The following is an 18,283-nucleotide window of genomic DNA, read 5'->3' on the forward strand; positions in this document are numbered from 1 at the left end:
TCTTTCCTCAATCGCTTGAGGTTAATTTCGCGAGCTGCCGATGTACGGGTGAAACCTGCACGCCGGCTGCAATAAAACCCTGCCATTTTCGCGGTAGTCTGGCAAGTGCCGATCGGGCCGCTTGCGCACTCGGGAAGGCTGTAAAAACGCAACTTCCTGTGCCGGTGAGGTGTGCTGGAGCAAACTGCTGCAGCCACTCTCTGGCATCGCGAACTTCAGGGTAGAGACTCTCAACTAATGCCTGGCAGTCATTACCAGAAAATGTTTCCAGTCTATCGCTGCCGAGTGGCTTTTCAGTGGGGTGCCCCTCGCGAAGGGCCGCTAATGTAATTGCGACGGAATCTCTTGTCAAACGTGAATCGGAAAAAATTTTTGCCGTGCTCACTTGGCAGTCTGGGGCCACCACTAAATAGTGACGATTTTCGATGCTCAGCGGTGTGAGTTCTTCGCCCACGCCCTCCGCCCAGGCGGTGCGCCCGCGTACAAAAACCGGAATGTCCGCTCCAAGCCCTCTGCCCAATTCTGCGAGGGTTTCGATGGGCAAGTTACATTGCCACAGGTGGTTGAGGCCCAGCAGTGTTGTGGCCGCATCACTGCTGCCACCGCCGATACCGCCCCCGTGTGGTAGTTTTTTACTCAAGCGAATATGTACACCGGGAAGACTGCCGGCTTGCCACTGGATACTTTGTCGCAGCCGTTGCGCGGCGCGATAGACCAGATTGTCTTCCTCGGGTATATCCAGCGCACCGGCCTCCACGCTGATAATGCCATCGCTGCGCGGCGAGAAATCTAAGCTGTCACCGTAGTCGAGTATTTGGAAGAGGGTTTGCAGCTCGTGGTAGCCGTCAGGGCGACGGCCGAGAATGCGCAGGATCAGATTGAGTTTTGCGGGGGCGGGTAACGTCAGCATGCAGGGGGGCCGGGCCGATTAATTCAAGTGGGCCTATCATACCTGCACGCTGGCGCTTGGGCATTTAAAAACCCCACTCCTTAATGACCAGGGTTACCTGTACCGGGCCGGCGGCAGCATTAGTTTGTGCTTTTATACGGGTCGGTAGGAGGTAGGGGCCGTTTTGGCGATAGTTGCTGAAATACAAAGACCAACCTGACTGCTGCAAACTCTGCAGTTCGCCGTGGCCATTGTGTTTTTCTGCCCCCCTGGGACCGGGTGCTGGGAGCCCGCGAACCCAGTAGAACATTTCTTTGGCGGGCAGAGGCCAACCCAACGTCTGTTGGGTGAGTTGGGCGGCGTCGCGGGCAACCACCGGTGGCTCGTTACCGCGCACCAGGCTGACGCCGCCAGCAGAACCTGAAATTACCGTGGTGCCGGCACCTAGGGGGCCACTTAGATGGATACGAAAATTTTGTGCGCCGCTCTGTTGCCAGGTCAGGTTAGCGCTGCCGTTATCCGCCGGTGAGCGCACCCCGAGTTTGCCTTTGATAGTCCAATGCTTGAGCTGGGCTACCGAGGTGGGAGCGCCGGTTTCCGAGGGCGCCTCCGCTGCGCGCGGCTCTTTGGTTTTCTGGCCGGCACAGGCGGAGACCAATACGGCCAGGGCTGTCACCAGTAAAAAGTAAAGCTTGCGGGTAGCGGCGTTAGTTTTCGGATGCATGTTGTTCCAGTGTTTCTTTGATTTGCAGTCGTTTCATCGCGGCTGGAATAATCTTGCTCTTAGGGTTGGCGGTCAAGCCATCGTTCCAGACTTTGAGCGCGGCTTCGCGCTCCCCTTGAACCCAGAGCACCTCCCCTAAGTGGGCGGCAATTTCGTGATCCGGCAGCTTTTCTAAGGCCTGGCGTAAGTATTTTTCCGCAACGCGGTAATTCCCCAAGCGGTACTGTACCCAACCCATGCTGTCGATAATAGCCGGGTCCTCAGGCTCCAGCTCCAGTGCCCGGCTGATCAGCTGCAGGGCCTCTTCCCGGCGGGTCTCATCGTCGATCAGCTTGTAACCCAGGGCATTCATCACCGTGGCGTTATCCGGGTCGCGCTCCAACAGTGTGCGCAGGTCTGTTTCAAAAGCGGCCGCATTGCCGAGTTGGTCGTTGAGGAGGGCGCGGGTATAAATCAGGCGGCCACTGTCGCTCAGAGCGGTGAGAGCACGATCCGTCAATTGCAGGGCCATTTGTGGTTCGCCACTTTTGCGCAGCAATTCGACCTCCATCAGGAAAAAATGTTCTGCCTGCCCGGGGTGTCGCTCGCGCAGTCTGGCAAACCACGCTTGGTTTTCACGATGTTTGCCACTGGCTGCAAGCAGTTTGGTGCCTTTGGTGATGGCTTCCACATAATCGTTGCCGGGCTTTACCTGCTGAAAATGTGCCGCGGCGGTTTCGGTTTTATCCTGCTTCTGGGCGAGGCCGCCGAGATAAAAGTGTGCCGCCGATTCGTGCTGTTCCAACTCCAGGAGGCGGTTAAGCAGTGGCTTGGCCGCATCGATCTGGTTGGTTTCATAGTGGATCAAGGCGAGGGACAAGATCAGGTTGCCATCATTGGGACGCTGTTTGACTAATTCGGCAAATTGCTGGCGGGCCAGAGTGAGATCCTCGCGAATGAGCAGGCGCGCGTACTGCAGGCGCAGCCGGGTTTCCTCTGGATGAATTCGGACCATTTTCTCCAGCAATTCGATGGCTTCATCGCGCCTGTCGAGATCGACCAGCAGATGGCTTTGCAGTAGCGGTGCATCGAGTTGGTCGGGGTGCTGTTGCTGGATTCGGCGCACCAGGGAGAGCGCGCGCCTGGATTGTTTGGCGTTGCGCAGGACCATGGCGTAGGCCATGGATGCCTCGTCGCTTTGGGGGTATGTCTCAGCTAACCGGGCGAACTCCGCACGGATTTCCTCGTTGAGTTGCTCCTGGCCGATGGCGGTGGCGGCGATGGATTGCATCGGGGCCTTGCCGCCGAGCGAGAGGGCTTTCTCCGCGTGCACCAGAGCTTCTGAAAGTTTTCCCGCGAGGGTCAGCTCGGCGGTGAGAGCCAGTTGGGCATCGGCGTTGTCTGGTTCCAGCTCAGTCCACAGCTGCGCCGAGCGCAGCGCGGCGTGGCGGACGTTAAGAAAGCGCGCAATACGGGTTGCGCGCGCCGCAACGCCCGCGTCCTGAGTGACTTCAGCCTGGTGATAGTAGTTGGCCAAAGCTACGTCGTACTGTTCGCGAATACCGGCGACTTCGGCAACCAGCAGTGTGTAGAACGTTTCGATGGGGAAGCTGCGGGCCTCACGCTCTTCCGCTTCGGGTGCTGTTTTCTGCGCGCTGGGTTGCTGCTGCGCCTGCGCCTCGGGGGAGGTATCCCCGTTGGTTACACGATGAGACGCGACCTGGGTACAGGCACTCAGAAATGAGGCGCTGAGCAAGCAGAGCACACAGAGCAGTGCGGGTGTTGCGTATCGGGAGTCTGGGTAGCGGGGTGGGAGCATAGATCGTATCCATACATTGCTGCTGCGGGAAGCGGTGTAAGAGTGGCGTGTTTTAAACGATTATCGCCATATAATTCTAGCCGTGATTCTGCTTTTGGAGCGTGGGCCCTGGGCCGGCGGCTCAAATCAGCGCACAATTAAACCGCCTCACCAGCTTGCAAGCTAAGCGGCGGCCCGTGAAAATGCGCCCCCAATGCGGATGCCGCGCCTCTAGATTTAGCCGACGGAACTCTATGCCAATTGTTACCCTGGGGATCAACCACGACAGTGCGCCTATTGAGGTGCGCGAGCGGGTCGCTTTTGCGCCCGAGGTGATGCCCGGTGCCCTGGGGGATGCGCGCAAGGCGCTCGAATGCCGGGAACTCGCCATTCTCTCTACCTGTAACCGCACCGAGATCTATGCCAATGCGGAAGCGGAGCCGCTGCTGCAGTGGCTCGCGCACTACCACCAGGTTCCGCTGGATCAGCTCAGAGGTTGCAGCTATATCCTCAGCGAAGAGGAGGCAGTGCGCCATATGATGCATGTGGCCTGCGGCCTTGACTCGCTGGTTCTGGGCGAGCCGCAGATTCTCGGCCAAATTAAGTCGGCCTACGCAGTGGCACGGGAATGTGGCAGTGTGGGGAGCGAATTGCACCGGGTCTTCCAGCGGGTGTTTACCGTGGCGAAAAAGGTGCGCACCGAGACGGCGATTGGTGAAAATCCGGTATCCGTCGCTTATGCGGCAGTATCTCTAGCCTCGCGGATTTTTACCGACCTGAAGCAGCAAACGGCGCTGCTGATCGGTGCCGGTGAGACGGTGGAGTTGGTGGCGCGCCACTTATTGGACCAGGGTATTAAGCAGCTGATCGTGGCCAACCGCACTCTGAGTCGTGCGCAATTACTGGCGCAGAATTTCGGTGCCGAAGCGATTTTGTTGGCGGATATTCCCGAACACTTGGCCCGCGCCGATATTGTGATCAGCTCCACCGCCAGTCAGCTGCCAATCCTGGGCAAGGGCGCGGTGGAATCCGCCCTGCGCAAGCGCCGCCACAGCCCTATGTTTATGGTGGATATCGCCGTGCCGCGGGATATCGAAACCGAAGTCGGCGAGCTCGATGACGTCTACCTCTACAGCGTGGATGACCTGCGCGGTGTGATCGACGAAGGCATGCGCTCCCGCGAGCGGGCCGCGGAGGCCGCCAGGGAAATTGTGGATAGTGCCGCGGCGGAATTTACCAAAGAGAGCCGCGCCCTCGGTGCGGTGGATACCATCCGCAGTTACCGTCAACGCGCTCAACAAATCAGTGGTGCCGAGTTAGAGCGGGTGCTGCTGCAGCTGGATAAAGGTGAAGACCCCAGACGCCTGATGGAACAACTGACCCGCGCCCTCACTAACAAATTGATTCATGCGCCCACCATCAGCCTCAAAAAGGCCACTGCGGAGGGCGATCTGGAGCGACTGCGCATCGCCCGCGAAGTGGTGGGGTTAGACGATCCCGCCGATACCGAATTAGAGAAAAAACACAAATGAAAGAATCCCTACTGAACAAGCTGGATAATCTGCAGGAACGCCACGAAGAGGTATCAGCCCTGCTCGGCGACGCCAGTGTAATTTCCGATCAAGATCAGTTTCGCGAACTGTCGCGGGAGTACTCGGAACTGGAAGAAGTGGTCAAGTGCTACGGCCGCTTCAAGCAGTTGCAGGAGGACATGAGCGCGGCGCGGGAAATGCTAGGTGAGAGCGATCCGGAAATGCGTGAAATGGCGCAGGAAGAGCTGCGCGAAGCGGAGGCCCAGGTGGAGCCTTTAGAGCGTGAATTACAGGCGCTGTTATTGCCCCGCGATCCCAATGACCGCAAGAATGTCTTCCTGGAAGTTCGCGCCGGCACCGGCGGTGACGAGGCGGCAATTTTCTCTGGCGACCTGTTTCGCATGTATTCTCGCTATGCCGAAAAGCAGGGCTGGCGCATTGAAATTGTCAGCGAAAACGCCGGTGAACACGGCGGTTATAAAGAGATCATCAGCCGTGTGGCCGGCGAGGATGTCTATGCCAGGTTGAAATTTGAATCCGGTGCGCACCGCGTGCAGCGGGTGCCGGAAACCGAGTCCCAAGGGCGTATCCACACCTCCGCCTGCACCGTAGCGGTGATGCCGGAGCCGGATGAGCGCGATGCCATCGAGATCAGTAAGGCCGACCTGCGTGTGGATACCTACCGCGCCTCTGGCGCCGGTGGTCAGCACGTCAACAAAACCGATTCAGCGGTGCGCTTAACCCATATCCCGACGGGTATTGTGGTGGAGTGTCAGGACGAGCGCTCTCAGCATAAAAATAAAGCCAAGGCCATGGCCCTGCTGCAAGCCAAGCTCAATAACGCACAGGAAACCGCAGCGGCCCAGGAAATTTCCGATGCCCGTCGCAGCCTGGTAGGTAGTGGTGACCGCTCAGAGCGCATTCGCACGTATAACTTCCCGCAGGGACGGGTGACCGACCACCGCATCGGCCTGACGCTGTACAAGCTGGATGAGGTGATGCAGGGCGGCTTGGAAGAGGTCATCGAGCCATTGCGCACCGAGCACCAGGCGGACCAACTGGCAGCGATGGGACAGTAATTGTGAATCCATGCGTCGCAACCGGGAGCGCTGTGAGAGGGTGCTTGTCCCGATGAGCAGTGTTAAGAACAATGTCGCCCGCAATGTGGAACTCACTGGCAGTGAATCGGCGCGTCTGGATACCGAAGTGCTGCTCGGTCATATCCTCGGCCGCGAGCGCACCTGGCTCTACACCTGGCCGGAGTACGAGCTCTCTGCGGCCGAGCAGGAAGCGTTTGATGCCCTGTTGATGCGGCGCAAAAATGGTGAGCCGGTGGCGCATCTGACCGGCGAGCGGGAGTTCTGGTCGCTCAGTTTAAAAGTGGCCCCCTCCACATTGATACCCCGTCCCGATACGGAGTTGCTGGTGGAAACGGCCCTGGCGCTCTGTCCGCAAAGGGCGCTGCGCGCCCTCGACCTGGGTACTGGCACCGGTGCCATTGCCCTGGCGTTGGCCTCGGAGCAGCCGGGCTGGCAGATTGTCGCCGTGGAAAAATCCCCCGCGGCTCTGGCGCTGGCGGAGGAAAACCGCCTGCACCTGGGCTTTGCCAATGTGCAGGTTCTCGCAAGCGACTGGTTTTCGCAGTTGCCGTCTCAGCGCTTTTCACTGATCGTCAGTAATCCCCCTTATATCGATGCGGCCGACCCGCATCTGGCTCAGGGCGATGTGCGCTTTGAGCCCCGCTCCGCGCTGGTGGCACAGCGTCAGGGGTTGGCGGATATCACAAAGATCGCCCTAGAAGCGGGTGAGTTTCTGGAGGAGGGGGGCTGGTTACTGGTGGAGCACGGTTGGCAACAGGCCGAGTCTGTGCGCGAAATTTTTAATGCCGCCGGTTACCGTGCGGTGGAGAGTCGCAGAGACTACTCCGGCTGGGAGAGAATTACCTTGGGGCGCAAACAATCGGTTTAGCGGCCGAGTATTCCGAGGGTTGAAAGGGAGGGAATCTATGCACGATCACGTTCACCACCGCAATGGCAACGGTGCCTTGCGTCCGCTGCTGATTGCTCTGATTCTGACGCTGGGGTTCTCCTTTGTGGAGGCTATCGGCGGTTGGTTGTCTGGCTCCCTGGCACTGCTCAGTGATGCCGGCCATATGCTCACGGATTCTTTCGCCCTGGCACTCGGGGCTGTTGCCGCGGTGCTGGCCAAAAAGCCGGCGGACCGGGAGTTGTCTTTTGGTTGGGGGCGCGCCGAAGTATTGGCGGCGGTCACTAATGGCCTGATCATGTTGTTGATCGTGGTGGGTATAGCCATTGCCGCAATCGACCGTCTGCGCAATCCCCAGCCGGTTCACGGCAGCACGGTGATGCTGATCGCTTTTATCGGGTTGCTGATCAATATTATTGCAGCTTGGGTACTCTATCGGGGCGAGCGCACGCTCAATATACGCGGTGCGCTTTTGCACGTGATGGGAGATATGTTGGGCTCGGTGGCGGCGCTAATATCTGGCGCGGTGATTTATTTTACCGGCTGGGTGCCCATCGACCCACTGTTGTCGCTGCTGATCTGCCTGTTGATACTGTTCTCTTGCGTGCGCCTATTACGCGATGCGGTGGATGTATTGATGGAGCGGGTGCCGCGGGAGTTGAGCCTGCCGGTGGTGGGGGAGACGTTGGCGGGCGTGATTGGTGTGCGCTCGGTGCACGATCTGCATATCTGGCGCCTGGACTCCAGCACCATCTCTCTGTCGGCGCATATTGTTGTGGATGATCTGTCAGCCTGGCCGGCAGTGTTGGAGCGCTTGCGGGAAACCCTGATCAAGCGCTTCGATATCGAACATATCACCCTGCAGCCTGAGCCCATTGAGCAGCCTAGCCCCAGGATTATCGATAAGGTGACTAGCCCGCAATAGAGGATTAGTCCTCGTCGCCCTCCAAGTCGGCGGTATTATCGCTGGATTTGGCAGCCGATTTACTCGCCTGGGACTGGGGCTTTTGCGCTGGAGTATCCTCGGCGACCACCTCCTCAGGTTGGCTGATTTGCTCCTGCGGGGCCTGAATGCCGATATGGTAGGCGGCGAAACCCGGTTGTACCACCTGGTCTAGGGCCATACCGAGGATGCGCCCGTTGTGTTCCGAGCGAATTTCCGTGCGCACATTGGTAATCGGATTGGTCACGGTGCCCAGCAGAGCCCCCTTGCTGACAAATTCACCGAGTTGCACCTCGCTGAAGATGATGCCGCCGGTGGAGGCCCGCTGCCAGGTGGAGTTGTAGTACACCGGCTCCGGGTCACCCCACAGACGAAATTTGCTCACCATACCGAGCTGGTTCAGCAGGGTGCGAATCCCTTTTACACTGTGGCTGACTGAACGTTCGTCCAGCACCATAGGAGCGCCCGCCTCCAAGGTTACTGTGGGAATGCCCGCCTCCGCGGCGGCGCGTCGCAGTGTGCCCTTGGCCCCGGCGCTGTGCAGAACCACCGTGGAGCCGAAGCCTTTGGTCATTTTTACAATCCGCGGGTTACTCAGGTCGCCGCGCAGCTGTGGCAGGTTGGTGCGGTAAAAAGAGCCGGTGTGCAGATCCACCACGGCATTGCAGTGGCTGATCACCTCATGGAAAAAAGAGTTGGCAATCCGCGAGGCGGAAGAGCCGTTGGGGTCTCCGGGAAAGTGTCGGTTCAGGTCGCGGCGGTCGGTAAGGTAGCGGGAACTGCGATGGAAACCTTGAAGGTTGACGATGGGTACGCCGATCACGGCGCCGCTGAGCTGCTCTGCATCGAGATCGTACATCACCCTGCGCACGGTCTCCACGCCGTTCAATTCATCCCCGTGCACGGCGGCGGTCAGGCAGAGCACAGGCCCCGGCTTGGCGCCGTTGACGACTAATACCGCGGTGGGGCTGTAGACCCCCTCGAAGTGCTGGCGGGGAGACCAGGCCAAACGGGTGGAGGTCGCGGGGGCTACTTCGGCGCCGAGCAGACGTAGAGGCTTGGCTTTCTCCATCTCCAGAGAAACAGTGCCTGCCGCAGGGGGCTTTGGCTGAATTGGCGAATTGACCGCGGGTTTGGATGGCGCCTCTTTGCTTGAAGGCTCTAGCTCGCCGATGGGTTGGTCCAGCTGCAGGTTTTCCGCCCGGGGCAGGGGGGGCTCTTGGGTGTTGGCCGGGGTGTTCTGCTGTTTATCTGCGGCGTCGGTGGGCGGGCCGAGCTCGGTGATTACCGGGTGGTCGAGTTTTAAATTTTCCGCCTTGGCAACTGCCGACGTTTGCTCCTCTTCCTGTGCCTTCTCCTGGGCTATATCTCGGGTTTTTTCCCGCACCTCGCCGGTATTATTTAAGGCCCAGGCCTGGGAAGCGGTCAAAAGTAGGGCGAGGCTCAGCAAGCGGCGATGCCTGCTGGGGGAAAGGCGCGGGATCATTCGGTAACTCCGGTTAACTACTGGTGCGGGCGCTGCCGGTTATTGTTGTTGCCCGGCACGCTTGGGGACTTGGAGCGCCAGTATAGTCAAAGCGTTCCCTGAGAATGTGATCCAGATCGCCCCCAGGTTTTGGCAATGGCCTTGCGGCTGGTGCGGCGCAGGCGCAGAGCCAGCAAGATAGAGGCGGTTCCCAGGCCGATACAGACGCCGGTCCAATAGCCGTAGACCCCCCAGAAATTTTCCCCCAGCCAATAGGCGCTGGTGAGCCCTACCAGCCAGTAGGAAAACAACTGTATATACATAGGGACGCGGGTGTCCTTGTAGCCCCGAAGTGCGCCCCAGGCCATTGCCTGGGCGGCGTCCACCAGCTGATAGGCGGCGCAGAGCAACAGCAGGTTAGAGGCCACAGCGATGATCTCTGTATTGTTGGTGTAGGCCTGGACAAATACGTGACGGAAGGTGATCAACAAAACACCGGTGCCGAGAGCGTAAACTACCCCTCCACCAATGCCCACCTTGCCGGCGAATAGCGCCCTTTTGGGGCGGCCCTGGCCGAGCAGATGTGCCGTGCGGATACTCAGGGCCTGGGCCAGGGCCAGGGCCACCAGATAAAAAATAGAGCCGATACTCATGCCGATCTGGTGCGCTGCCACAATTGCAGCGCCATAGGGTGCAAGCAAGATCGTCAGGCTGGCAAAAAAGGTGACCTCGCTGCCGGCGCCGACACAGACAGGTAGCCCCACTGCCAGCAGATGTTTAAGGGTGGGCCAGTCGGGCTTGGAGAGCTTCCATTTGAGTTTGAGGTGGTGGTAAACCGGATCTGTAGCAGCATGCCAGAACAGGGCTACAGCGATAAGACTGCTGACCGCAGCGGTAGCCCAGCCGCAGCCGGCCCCTCCCATAGCGGGTATGGGGCCAGCACCAAAGACAAAAAGAATGTCGAGGGGGATATTGAGTAGGGCGGCAGCCAAGTAGATACGCATCACTGGTCGAACTTGGCCCATTCCCTCGCAATACCCGCGCAGTGCGGTGCCCAGGGCGAAGGGTAGGGTGCCTACGGTGAGCGCCAGGATGTACCCCTGCAGAACCTGCCGAACAGGCTCCTCGGTATCGATCCACTGGCTCCATAGCGGAACGGCGAGCAGGGCGAGAAGTACTAGTAGGCCGCCCACCAATCCAATCCACAAGGCTTGGTGTAATTGGGCCGCACAACCCTCCTCGTTGCGTCCGCCACGCAGGTGGGCCACTACCGGAGACACCGCGGCGAGCAGGCCGATTAAAGTGACGGCGCACACCGCCCAGATGCTGGAGCCCAATGCCAAACCGGCCAGATCTACCTCTCCCGCATTGCCGGCGACAATGGTATCCACAACCCCCATGCTCACAACCGCTAGATTGCTGACCACCAGAGGGCCGCCCAGTTTAGTCAGATGGGAGAGTTCGGTGGAGATGGCGCGTCGGTAAATCTTGAGCAAGGGAAAAACCAGGTTTGTTCAGGCTGTGCCTGTCGATGATTGTGGTATATCAGCCAATTTCAGCCAAAAACTGGGCTTTAAAAGTTGGTGAAGCGATGGTTGGTTAAAGGGTCTTCCAAGCAGAGCGGGAGGCTGGATGGGAATGTACAGCACGGATATCCCGTTGCCAAAAAGGCAGGATATTCTACGTTTAAATCGTTTTTTCGCCCAGCGGCTACAGGGGGATTTCCTGTAATAATTTCGCAACTATATGCGGGGTAAGAAAGATACAGCCATGGCTTGCGGCAATTTCCCGGTAGTGCCATCCCGGAATCTTTTGTGCGCGCTCTCCACTGGTATTCGCCGGGGGATAATAGGGATTGGCACAGCGGATAAAAGTGCAGGCTGGCCCCTGTTCCGGTGCCCGCCGCAATTGAATCGGATCGAGATAAGTTTTCACCGGGTGCGGGGTCATGTGTCTGCGCAACCAGTTTAGGGTTTCCTGGTTACTGATTCCCAGTTGAGCCGGGTCTGTCGGTAAAAAGCAGCGGGTGCCGTTAATTTCTTTTGCCGCGGCCAGGCGTTTTGTTCGGATATTCTCTGGTAGCTGTTCGGCAAAAGCGTGGCCCGGACTGGGGATGGCCCCATCCAGATAAACGAGATGGCGAATGCGCTTGGGGAGGGCGTCGGCAGTACCGGCGGCCGCCATACCGCCAAAGCTGTGGCCCACCAAAATGACCCGATCTAATTCCTCGAATTCAATGACGTTCATCAGGTCTTGGATAAAGGTGTCTATGCCTACAGAGGGGGAGAGTAAATGATGTCGCTCCCCGAGGCCTGTCTGAGTGGGGGTGAATACACGGTGCCCTCTGGCAGACAGTAACCTGGCCACAGGTGCCCAGCACCAGCCCCCGAGGAATAAACCATGCACCAGCAAATAGGTATTCAACACCGCCTAGCTCGTTCCAGTATCCGGAGAGATAAGAATCGGAGAAACAAGCTTAGCTTGGGCCTGTGTAACAGATGCCTTGATCGCTCGACTAAAGTGAACAAATACACCAAATAGAGAGCGGAAAGGATAAATTTCCTATGAATACCCTGGGTCGTTGGTATGGCTGCTTTGTGCACTTTGTACAAAAAATTGACTGGCTGGGGCCTTTGGCTCTGCGTATTTATCTGGCGCCAATTTTTATTTTGGCTGGCCTTAATAAAATGGGGGATATTGACAGTGTGGCCGCCTGGTTTGGCAACCCCGACTGGGGGCTGGGGCTGCCAGCACCGTTGTTTATGGCCTGGGCGGCCGCGTTAACAGAGTTTCTCGGCGGTATTGCCATCCTTTTCGGTTTCGCTACCCGATTGGTGGCCATTCCCCTGATGTTTGTAATGGCTGTGGCGGCGGCCACCGCCCATTGGGAGAATGGCTGGTCAGCCCTGCCGGATAAAACCCTGGTGGCTCCCTGGGAGTGGCGCGAGGATCTGATTGATCAGGCGCTGACTCGCAAGGAAAAGGCCATTGAGCTGCTTAAAGAACACGGTGACTATGAATGGTTGTCTGAAACAGGCGGATTCACCGTAGTGAAGAACGGCATAGAGTTTTCTGCAACCTACTTCATTATGCTGTTGGCGCTGCTGTGCAGCGGAGCGGGACGCTTCTTTAGCGTTGATTATTGGCTCTGCCGCCACTGTAGTGGGCGAGAATCCACATAGAGTGGTAGTATACTCGTCGATTATTTGAACATTTGAGCGAGTATTTCACTTGATAGGAAAGTTGTTCCGCCGTGCCTCCTCCTCCGAGGACAAGGATCCCCGCCAGGGAGACGAGCGCTCCCAGCAGCGCAAGAGTGGCCAAGGTCCCGCTAACAGGTCTCAAAAGGGCCAAAAAGCCGAGGGAAAATCTGGCCAGGGTGAGGGGAATTCACGCCGGAGCGGCGGCAAAGGCCCCCATAGGGGCCGCCAGCGCAACCGCACGCCTAAAGTGGAAGCGGCGGTAACGCCCTGGGCCCTGGAAGATTTCCAGGTTCCTGTAGAGGAGGGAAAGGTTCGATTCCATGACCTGGACCTGCCCGAGGAATTGATGCGCGGCATCCATGACTTGGGTTTCCAATACTGCTCGCCAATTCAAGGGCGTTCACTGCCCCACACGCTGAACGGCCACGATCTGGTGGGCAAGGCCCAAACCGGCACCGGTAAGACAGCGGCGTTCCTGGTTACTGTTATCGACGACTTACTGCGCAACCCCTTTGACGGCGAGCGCTACGCCGGTGAAGCCCGCTCCCTGATTATCGCTCCAACTCGCGAACTGGTAATGCAGATCGCCGATGATGCCAAGGCCCTGTGTAAATATACCGATCTGGAAATTCATACCCTGGTGGGGGGAATGGATTACGAAAAGCAGCAGCGCAATCTCAATGAACGCCTGGTGGATATTCTGGTGGCCACGCCGGGACGCCTATTGGACTTTGTCGGCAACCGCGATTGCTTCCTCGATCAGATAGAAGTGTTAGTGATCGATGAGGCCGATCGCATGTTGGACATGGGCTTTATTCCCCAGGTTCGCCGCATCGTACGCCAAACTCCCCGCAAGACACATCGCCAGACCATGTTTTTCTCGGCTACTTTCACCCCAGAAGTCGATAATCTGGTGGAACAGTGGACCGAAGAGCCTGTGGTTGTGGAGATCGAGCCGGAGCGAGTGGCCACCGATAGTGTGGAACAGCATGTCTACCTGGCTGCCAGCGAGGAGAAGTACACACTGCTGTATAACATTTTGCGGCGGGATGAAGTAGACAGCCTGATTGTCTTTGCCAACCGCCGCGACCAGTGCCGCCGTCTGCATGAACATCTGCTCGCCCACGGTATCTCTGCCGGCCTGCTGTCGGGTGAGGTGGCACAGAACAAGCGGGTGCGTACTCTCGATGATTTTAAGTCGGGTAAAACCAAGGTATTGGTAGCCACAGATGTTGCCGGCCGTGGTATCCATATCGACGGTATCAGTCATGTGGTGAACTTCACCCTGCCGGAAGAGCCCGAGGACTATGTACACCGTATCGGCCGCACGGGCCGTGCCGGTAAGACCGGTACCTCTATCAGCTTTGCCTGTGAAGATGATGCCATGCGATTGGAACCGATCGAGCAGTTGCTGGGGCAGAAGCTGAAGTGTGAAGTTCCCCCCGAGGCGCTTTTGCAGGAGCCGCCCAAAGTTGATGTCCGCCACAGTGGCGGTGACAGAAATCAGCGCGGAGGCCGCAGTGGTCATAACCGCAGTGGAGGCCGTGGGCGTTCACGTTACTGATCTAATCATTGCCGGTAGGCCGCAAGGGCCTATCGGCTTTCCACGCTACAAAAAATAAAATTCGGCATTAACTGATCGGTATCTGCGATAACTGGCACGGTTACCAAGGTGTGCTGGTGTTACTTAGGCCTGTGTCGGCGATACGTCCTTGTATCTTATTTGCTGCTAAAACACGCTTATTGCCCTATCTGCCCTATCTGCCCTATCTGCCCTATCGCAACCCTTGTGGAGCGGGTTTAGGGCTGTGGCTCGAGAAGATCTTGATAAGCCTCGACGGTTTGCCTGATCATGCTTTCCATGGAAAGGTGCTTTGTGGCCCATGCGTATGTGTCTGAAAAATCCTGGTTCCACTGTTCCAAATTTGCTGTTGCCTGGGAAAGCTTCTCGTGCATGATTTTTTCATTCCCGATGGGCACCAGGGCAAACTTGGGCAGGACATCCAGGGGGCCAAACACCTCAGTGGCTATCACAGGTTTTCGATCTATTAGAGCCTCGGCTAAAACGTAACTAAAACCTTCGGAATGTGAGGAGATGGCCACCATGTCTACCGAAGGGATTAATCGGGAGGCATTGTGGATGGGGCCACATAAATGAGTGTTAGTTACATTGAGTTCTTTAAGTAAGTTATCCAGGTCTTTGCGTAATGGGCCATCTCCTACAATAAGCAGGTTGGCGTCCACCCCTTGCCACGCACGGATAAGCAGGTCAAATCCTTTGCCTTTAACCAGGCGTCCAATAGCTAGGCAGATGGGCTTATCGCGAGAGAGGCCGTAGTCTGAGAGGAGCTGGTTGCGGTGATCTGTTGGATCGCCGGTTGGGGTTATCCCCAAGTGAATAATACGCTGATTGGGATTTTTGATGTCTCTCAGCACACCGCTACTTATACCAATTACACTGTCGAGCTTTTCGTAACCTTTTCTATTTTTCTTTCTTTTTAGGTTCCAGTGAATGGTACCGATGGTTTTTATTTTTGAGAAAAGCTTAGCTTTTGCGGCAAAATTAACAGCAGAATTTCCGTGGGCGTGAATGATTTCTGGTTGTGCTTTCTTGATCGCCTGCAAAAATTTATACAGGTTCAGGGGGTTGTTGCTTGAACCTCTGGGTTCAAATTCAATATGTATAATGTTGCTATTGAATTCCGTTTTGAATTTTGCCGGGCAGATAACAACAATATCGTGTATCTGGCTGAGTGCGTTTGAAAGCTCTATGAAGTGCTTGGCAAGGCCGCCTGAGCTATTGGAGGCAAGTAATTGACAGATTCTCATAAACTCTACTTCCGTCAGGGCCCTCCAGAGTTACAGAAGGCTGAGCACTCTGCCTTCCTTCTCAAGTGGTAGCCCCAAAATATATTGAGTGGCTGCTTACCCTTAGAGCCACTACTGATCTTTGCTGGTATGTTCTCCGCAAAAGTCCCTTTTTCGCGGCTGGCTTAAGCATACGTGTACACTAATTATGTGGATTTGCTGAACTTGCCATTGCCCAGCATGGTTGTAACAGAAAATTTAGCTTTTGGTCGGATAGGAGTTAGTGGAGGCTGTTCCTGGGTCCCCCTCCCTGCGCAGCCGTTCTATCCACAGTGCGGTACCACCGGCGACTGCAGCGGGCATCACAAAGATATTTAAGATCGGCACCATCTTGGCGAGCATGACCGTTCCGCCAAAAGTGAGGCTAGTCAATTTGCGACGGCGCAGCACACTTTTTAATTCATCAAAAGGGCGCTGATGGTTGTCGATAGGGTAGTCTACGTACTGTATGGCCATGCACCAAGAACCCCATAAGGCAGCCAATACGGCGGGTATCACAATGGTCCAGCTGGTGAGGGTGGATATCACTAAAATGATTAAACCCCAGAAAATAAAATAACCGAGCTTGCGTAGCTCCCGGCCAAGGGTGCGCCATACCATCTGTAACATAGGTTCTGTCGGTGGGGCTTTACCGGTGAGTAATTCTTCGACTTTTTCGGCGAGGAGTCCGTTAAAAGGAGCGGCAATAATATTGGTGATCACACCAAAGAGATACCCGTAAGCAAGGAAGAACAAAAACAGTACCAAGATCGCAATAATCCAGGCGAGCCAGCGAAATATACTGGCAGTCCATGCGGCGCCTTTGGCCATGATGGCCTCCCACCAGGACATGTTTGCGGTGTCCACCGGGGTGTGTGACAACAGGCTGGTAATATAGTCACTGAGACCACCCAGTTGTGAAATCATGAGGCCACTGATCGCGATAAACAGCACTAAATTAATCAGTAGGGGAACCAAAATAAAAGGGCGCAGCTCGCGCCGGGTTAACAAGCGGGCACCGCGCACCAGCGCGTCGATACCGTGGGTTGGGTTTGAAGTCATAGCATTACCTCACGCTGGTGCGCAGTCTCCACTCAGTGCTTGGCACCGGCGGCTTTCAGTATTTCGATGTATTCGCTGCTTTGGCGGTGTTCACCAATGCGCGTTAACAGGGTTTGCCCATCGGGGCCAGCACTATCCAAATCGAGTCCCTCGGCGAGGAACAGCTGCACAAAAGTGGCGAAACTCTCGGCTTTCATACTGCGATAGGCGCGCTCGAGAAGGTGGAAATCCCGATTGATATTTTTCGGGGCTTCTCCTTCCAGGAAACTGGCAATACGCTCTTCATCGAAAATTTCACCGAGAACTTTTTGTTTGTCTTTTTTCAGGCTCAAAATCTAATCCTTATTTCTATGCGTGCAGCCGGGCGGCGACCCAGCGCGGTGTTTATGTCAGTGTGGTTTAAAGTAGGGCATCCAGCTTTTCCTTGAGGACCTTATTGATCATCTGCGGGTTTGCCTGGCCTTTGGAGGCTTTCATAATTTGGCCGACAAAATAACCCATCATTTTAGGGCGTTTGGATTCATCGGCTTTTCGGTAGTTGTCTACCTGTGCGCTGCTTGCTGCAATTACCGCCTCTACCATCTGTTCAATAGCGCCGCTATCGGATACTTGCTTGAGACCACGCTTTTCAATGACTTCGTCGGCGCTGCCTTCACCATTGGCGATAGCTTCAAAAACCTGTTTGGCAATCTTGCTGGAGATGGTGTTGTCTTTGATGCGAATAATCAAGCCGGCTAGTTGTTGTGCGCTAACCGGAGATTCCTGGATGGAAATTTCTCTGCGATTGAGTAGCGCAGCCAGCTCACCGGCAATCCAGTTTGCGGCCAATTTGGGTTCGTGACAGGTTTTGCACACGGCCTCAAAGTAGTCAGCACTGGCGCGCTGTTGAGTGAGCTGGTCAGCATCGTAAGCAGATATGCCGTACTCCGACTGGAAACGCTCGGCTTTGGCATCTGGTAACTCCGGTAGCTCTTTACGCAGTTGTTCAATGTAATCCTCGCTGAGAACAACGGGTAATAAGTCGGGGCAGGGAAAGTAGCGATAGTCATTGGCCACTTCTTTACTGCGCATGGAGCGCGTTTCATTTTTATCCGCATCATAGAGGCGGGTTTCCTGCACAATGTGACCGCCATCTTCCAAAATGTCGATTTGGCGCTCGGCCTCGACTTTGATCGCGCGCTCAACAAAGCGGAAGGAGTTGATGTTTTTTAATTCGGTGCGTGTGCCCAGTTTTTCTTCGCCTTGTAAGCGCACGGAGACATTGGCATCACAGCGCAGAGAGCCCTGGGACATATCTCCGTCGGATATGCCCAGGTAGGTCACGATACTGTGAATTTTTTTCAGGTAAGCGACGGCTTCGGCAGCGCTGCGCATATCCGGCTCTGAGACAATCTCAATTAGCGGAGTTCCAGCGCGGTTCAAATCGATTCCAGACATGCCGTGAAAGTCTTCATGCAGGGACTTTCCCGCGTCTTCCTCTAGGTGGGCGTGATGCAGGCGGACCTTTTTACTGCTGCCGTCCTCCAGGTGGATTTCGACTACTCCAGGGCCGACGATGGGGCGTTCCAGCTGGGTGGTTTGGTAGCCCTTGGGCAGATCTGGATAAAAATAGTTCTTGCGCTCAAAAACCGAACGCCGGCCAATTTCCGCATTCATTGCGAGGCCAAACATGGCGGCAAAGCGAAAAGCTTCTTGATTGGGTACCGGTAGGGTACCGGGCATAGCCAGGTCCACGGCACAGGCCTGGGTATTCGGTGCTGCGCCGAAACGGGTGCTTGCACCGGAAAATAGTTTTGACTGGGTCGATAGCTGTACGTGAATTTCCAGCCCGATAACGATTTCCCATTCCACAATC

At 56.4% G+C, this 18,283-nt stretch carries 16 protein-coding genes; 6 read left to right on the plus strand and 10 right to left on the minus strand.

The genetic code is table 11. The features are described from left to right. Window positions 1-7 precede the first annotated feature (7 nt). From ispE to Q1A69_RS05780, 3 genes are all read right to left on the minus strand, one after another. A complete protein-coding gene (ispE, locus tag Q1A69_RS05770) occupies window positions 8-910 on the minus strand; it encodes a 4-(cytidine 5'-diphospho)-2-C-methyl-D-erythritol kinase (RefSeq protein WP_299582445.1) in 903 nt (300 codons plus the stop codon). Window positions 911-974: 64 nt separating this feature from the next. After that, window positions 975-1,613: a lipoprotein insertase outer membrane protein LolB gene (gene lolB / locus Q1A69_RS05775; RefSeq protein ID WP_299582448.1), complete on the minus strand. Its 639-nt coding sequence runs from the start codon at window positions 1,611-1,613 to the stop codon at window positions 975-977. Then, window positions 1,597-3,411 carry a tetratricopeptide repeat protein gene (locus Q1A69_RS05780; RefSeq protein WP_299582450.1) on the minus strand — a complete coding sequence of 605 codons (1,815 nt, stop codon included), beginning with the start codon at window positions 3,409-3,411 and terminating at the stop codon, window positions 1,597-1,599. Before Q1A69_RS05780 ends, lolB begins: the two co-directional genes overlap by 17 nt. Window positions 3,412-3,644: 233 nt before the next feature. Between Q1A69_RS05780 and hemA the strand changes: the two genes are divergently transcribed. The 4 genes from hemA to Q1A69_RS05800 are packed head-to-tail and all read left to right on the plus strand — an operon-like array spanning window position 3,645 to window position 7,833. After that, a complete protein-coding gene (gene hemA / locus Q1A69_RS05785; protein WP_299582453.1) occupies window positions 3,645-4,922 on the plus strand; it encodes a glutamyl-tRNA reductase in 1,278 nt (425 codons plus the stop codon). After that, the gene (gene prfA, locus Q1A69_RS05790) at window positions 4,919-6,001 is read left to right on the plus strand and encodes a peptide chain release factor 1 (protein ID WP_299582456.1); all 1,083 of its coding nucleotides are present in this window, start codon (window positions 4,919-4,921) and stop codon (window positions 5,999-6,001) included. Before hemA ends, prfA begins: the two co-directional genes overlap by 4 nt. 52 nt (window positions 6,002-6,053) lie before the next feature. Continuing rightward, complete coding sequence (prmC, locus tag Q1A69_RS05795; protein ID WP_299582459.1) at window positions 6,054-6,890, plus strand: peptide chain release factor N(5)-glutamine methyltransferase; 837 nt, start codon at window positions 6,054-6,056, stop codon at window positions 6,888-6,890. A gap of 37 nt (window positions 6,891-6,927) precedes the next feature. Continuing rightward, on the plus strand, window positions 6,928-7,833 hold the full coding sequence (locus Q1A69_RS05800; RefSeq protein WP_299582462.1) for a cation diffusion facilitator family transporter: 906 nt from the start codon (window positions 6,928-6,930) through the stop codon (window positions 7,831-7,833). Between the two features lie 4 nt (window positions 7,834-7,837). On the opposite strand, the gene Q1A69_RS05805 is transcribed toward Q1A69_RS05800, so the two are convergent. From Q1A69_RS05805 to Q1A69_RS05815, 3 genes are all read right to left on the minus strand, one after another. Next, window positions 7,838-9,337, minus strand: coding sequence for a succinylglutamate desuccinylase/aspartoacylase family protein (locus Q1A69_RS05805; RefSeq protein ID WP_299582465.1), 1,500 nt, complete (start codon window positions 9,335-9,337; stop codon window positions 7,838-7,840). An 86-nt stretch (window positions 9,338-9,423) separates the two neighbouring features. Continuing rightward, window positions 9,424-10,812: an MATE family efflux transporter gene (locus Q1A69_RS05810; protein WP_299582468.1), complete on the minus strand. Its 1,389-nt coding sequence runs from the start codon at window positions 10,810-10,812 to the stop codon at window positions 9,424-9,426. A gap of 214 nt (window positions 10,813-11,026) precedes the next feature. Continuing rightward, on the minus strand, window positions 11,027-11,743 hold the full coding sequence (locus tag Q1A69_RS05815; RefSeq protein WP_299582471.1) for an alpha/beta hydrolase: 717 nt from the start codon (window positions 11,741-11,743) through the stop codon (window positions 11,027-11,029). Window positions 11,744-11,880: 137 nt separating this feature from the next. Here Q1A69_RS05815 and Q1A69_RS05820 point away from each other — a divergent pair, with 137 nt between their 5' ends. Further along, the gene (locus tag Q1A69_RS05820) at window positions 11,881-12,498 is read left to right on the plus strand and encodes a DoxX family protein (protein WP_299582474.1); all 618 of its coding nucleotides are present in this window, start codon (window positions 11,881-11,883) and stop codon (window positions 12,496-12,498) included. A gap of 49 nt (window positions 12,499-12,547) precedes the next feature. Next, on the plus strand, window positions 12,548-14,083 hold the full coding sequence (gene rhlB / locus Q1A69_RS05825) for an ATP-dependent RNA helicase RhlB (protein WP_299582477.1): 1,536 nt from the start codon (window positions 12,548-12,550) through the stop codon (window positions 14,081-14,083). Between the two features lie 236 nt (window positions 14,084-14,319). On the opposite strand, the gene Q1A69_RS05830 is transcribed toward rhlB, so the two are convergent. The 4 genes from Q1A69_RS05830 to gatB form a co-directional block, all read right to left on the minus strand. Continuing rightward, a complete protein-coding gene (locus Q1A69_RS05830) occupies window positions 14,320-15,348 on the minus strand; it encodes a glycosyltransferase (RefSeq protein WP_299582480.1) in 1,029 nt (342 codons plus the stop codon). A gap of 237 nt (window positions 15,349-15,585) precedes the next feature. Next, complete coding sequence (gene cysZ / locus Q1A69_RS05835; RefSeq protein WP_299582483.1) at window positions 15,586-16,428, minus strand: sulfate transporter CysZ; 843 nt, start codon at window positions 16,426-16,428, stop codon at window positions 15,586-15,588. 32 nt (window positions 16,429-16,460) lie between these two features. Then, the gene (locus Q1A69_RS05840; protein WP_299582486.1) at window positions 16,461-16,760 is read right to left on the minus strand and encodes a PA4642 family protein; all 300 of its coding nucleotides are present in this window, start codon (window positions 16,758-16,760) and stop codon (window positions 16,461-16,463) included. Between the two features lie 67 nt (window positions 16,761-16,827). Further along, window positions 16,828-18,279 carry an Asp-tRNA(Asn)/Glu-tRNA(Gln) amidotransferase subunit GatB gene (gene gatB, locus Q1A69_RS05845; protein ID WP_299582489.1) on the minus strand — a complete coding sequence of 484 codons (1,452 nt, stop codon included), beginning with the start codon at window positions 18,277-18,279 and terminating at the stop codon, window positions 16,828-16,830. Window positions 18,280-18,283 lie beyond the last annotated feature (4 nt).

This window comes from uncultured Microbulbifer sp. (genome assembly GCF_947498635.1).
In the GTDB taxonomy this organism is placed as follows: Bacteria; Pseudomonadota; Gammaproteobacteria; order Pseudomonadales; family Cellvibrionaceae; genus Microbulbifer; species Microbulbifer echini.

Bases quoted from the DNA above. Each gene is read 5' to 3' on its own strand.
- prmC (WP_299582459.1), top strand. From the start codon at position 6,054: ATGAGCAGTGTTAAGAACAATGTCGCCCGCAATGTGGAACTCACTGGC.
- Q1A69_RS05830 (WP_299582480.1), bottom strand. From the start codon at position 15,348: ATGAGAATCTGTCAATTACTTGCCTCCAATAGCTCAGGCGGCCTTGCC.
- lolB (WP_299582448.1), bottom strand. From the start codon at position 1,613: ATGCATCCGAAAACTAACGCCGCTACCCGCAAGCTTTACTTTTTACTG.
- hemA (WP_299582453.1), top strand. From the start codon at position 3,645: ATGCCAATTGTTACCCTGGGGATCAACCACGACAGTGCGCCTATTGAG.
- cysZ (WP_299582483.1), bottom strand. From the start codon at position 16,428: ATGACTTCAAACCCAACCCACGGTATCGACGCGCTGGTGCGCGGTGCC.
- Q1A69_RS05780 (WP_299582450.1), bottom strand. From the start codon at position 3,411: ATGCTCCCACCCCGCTACCCAGACTCCCGATACGCAACACCCGCACTG.
- ispE (WP_299582445.1), bottom strand. From the start codon at position 910: ATGCTGACGTTACCCGCCCCCGCAAAACTCAATCTGATCCTGCGCATT.
- Q1A69_RS05800 (WP_299582462.1), top strand. From the start codon at position 6,928: ATGCACGATCACGTTCACCACCGCAATGGCAACGGTGCCTTGCGTCCG.
- Q1A69_RS05805 (WP_299582465.1), bottom strand. From the start codon at position 9,337: ATGATCCCGCGCCTTTCCCCCAGCAGGCATCGCCGCTTGCTGAGCCTC.
- Q1A69_RS05820 (WP_299582474.1), top strand. From the start codon at position 11,881: ATGAATACCCTGGGTCGTTGGTATGGCTGCTTTGTGCACTTTGTACAA.
- prfA (WP_299582456.1), top strand. From the start codon at position 4,919: ATGAAAGAATCCCTACTGAACAAGCTGGATAATCTGCAGGAACGCCAC.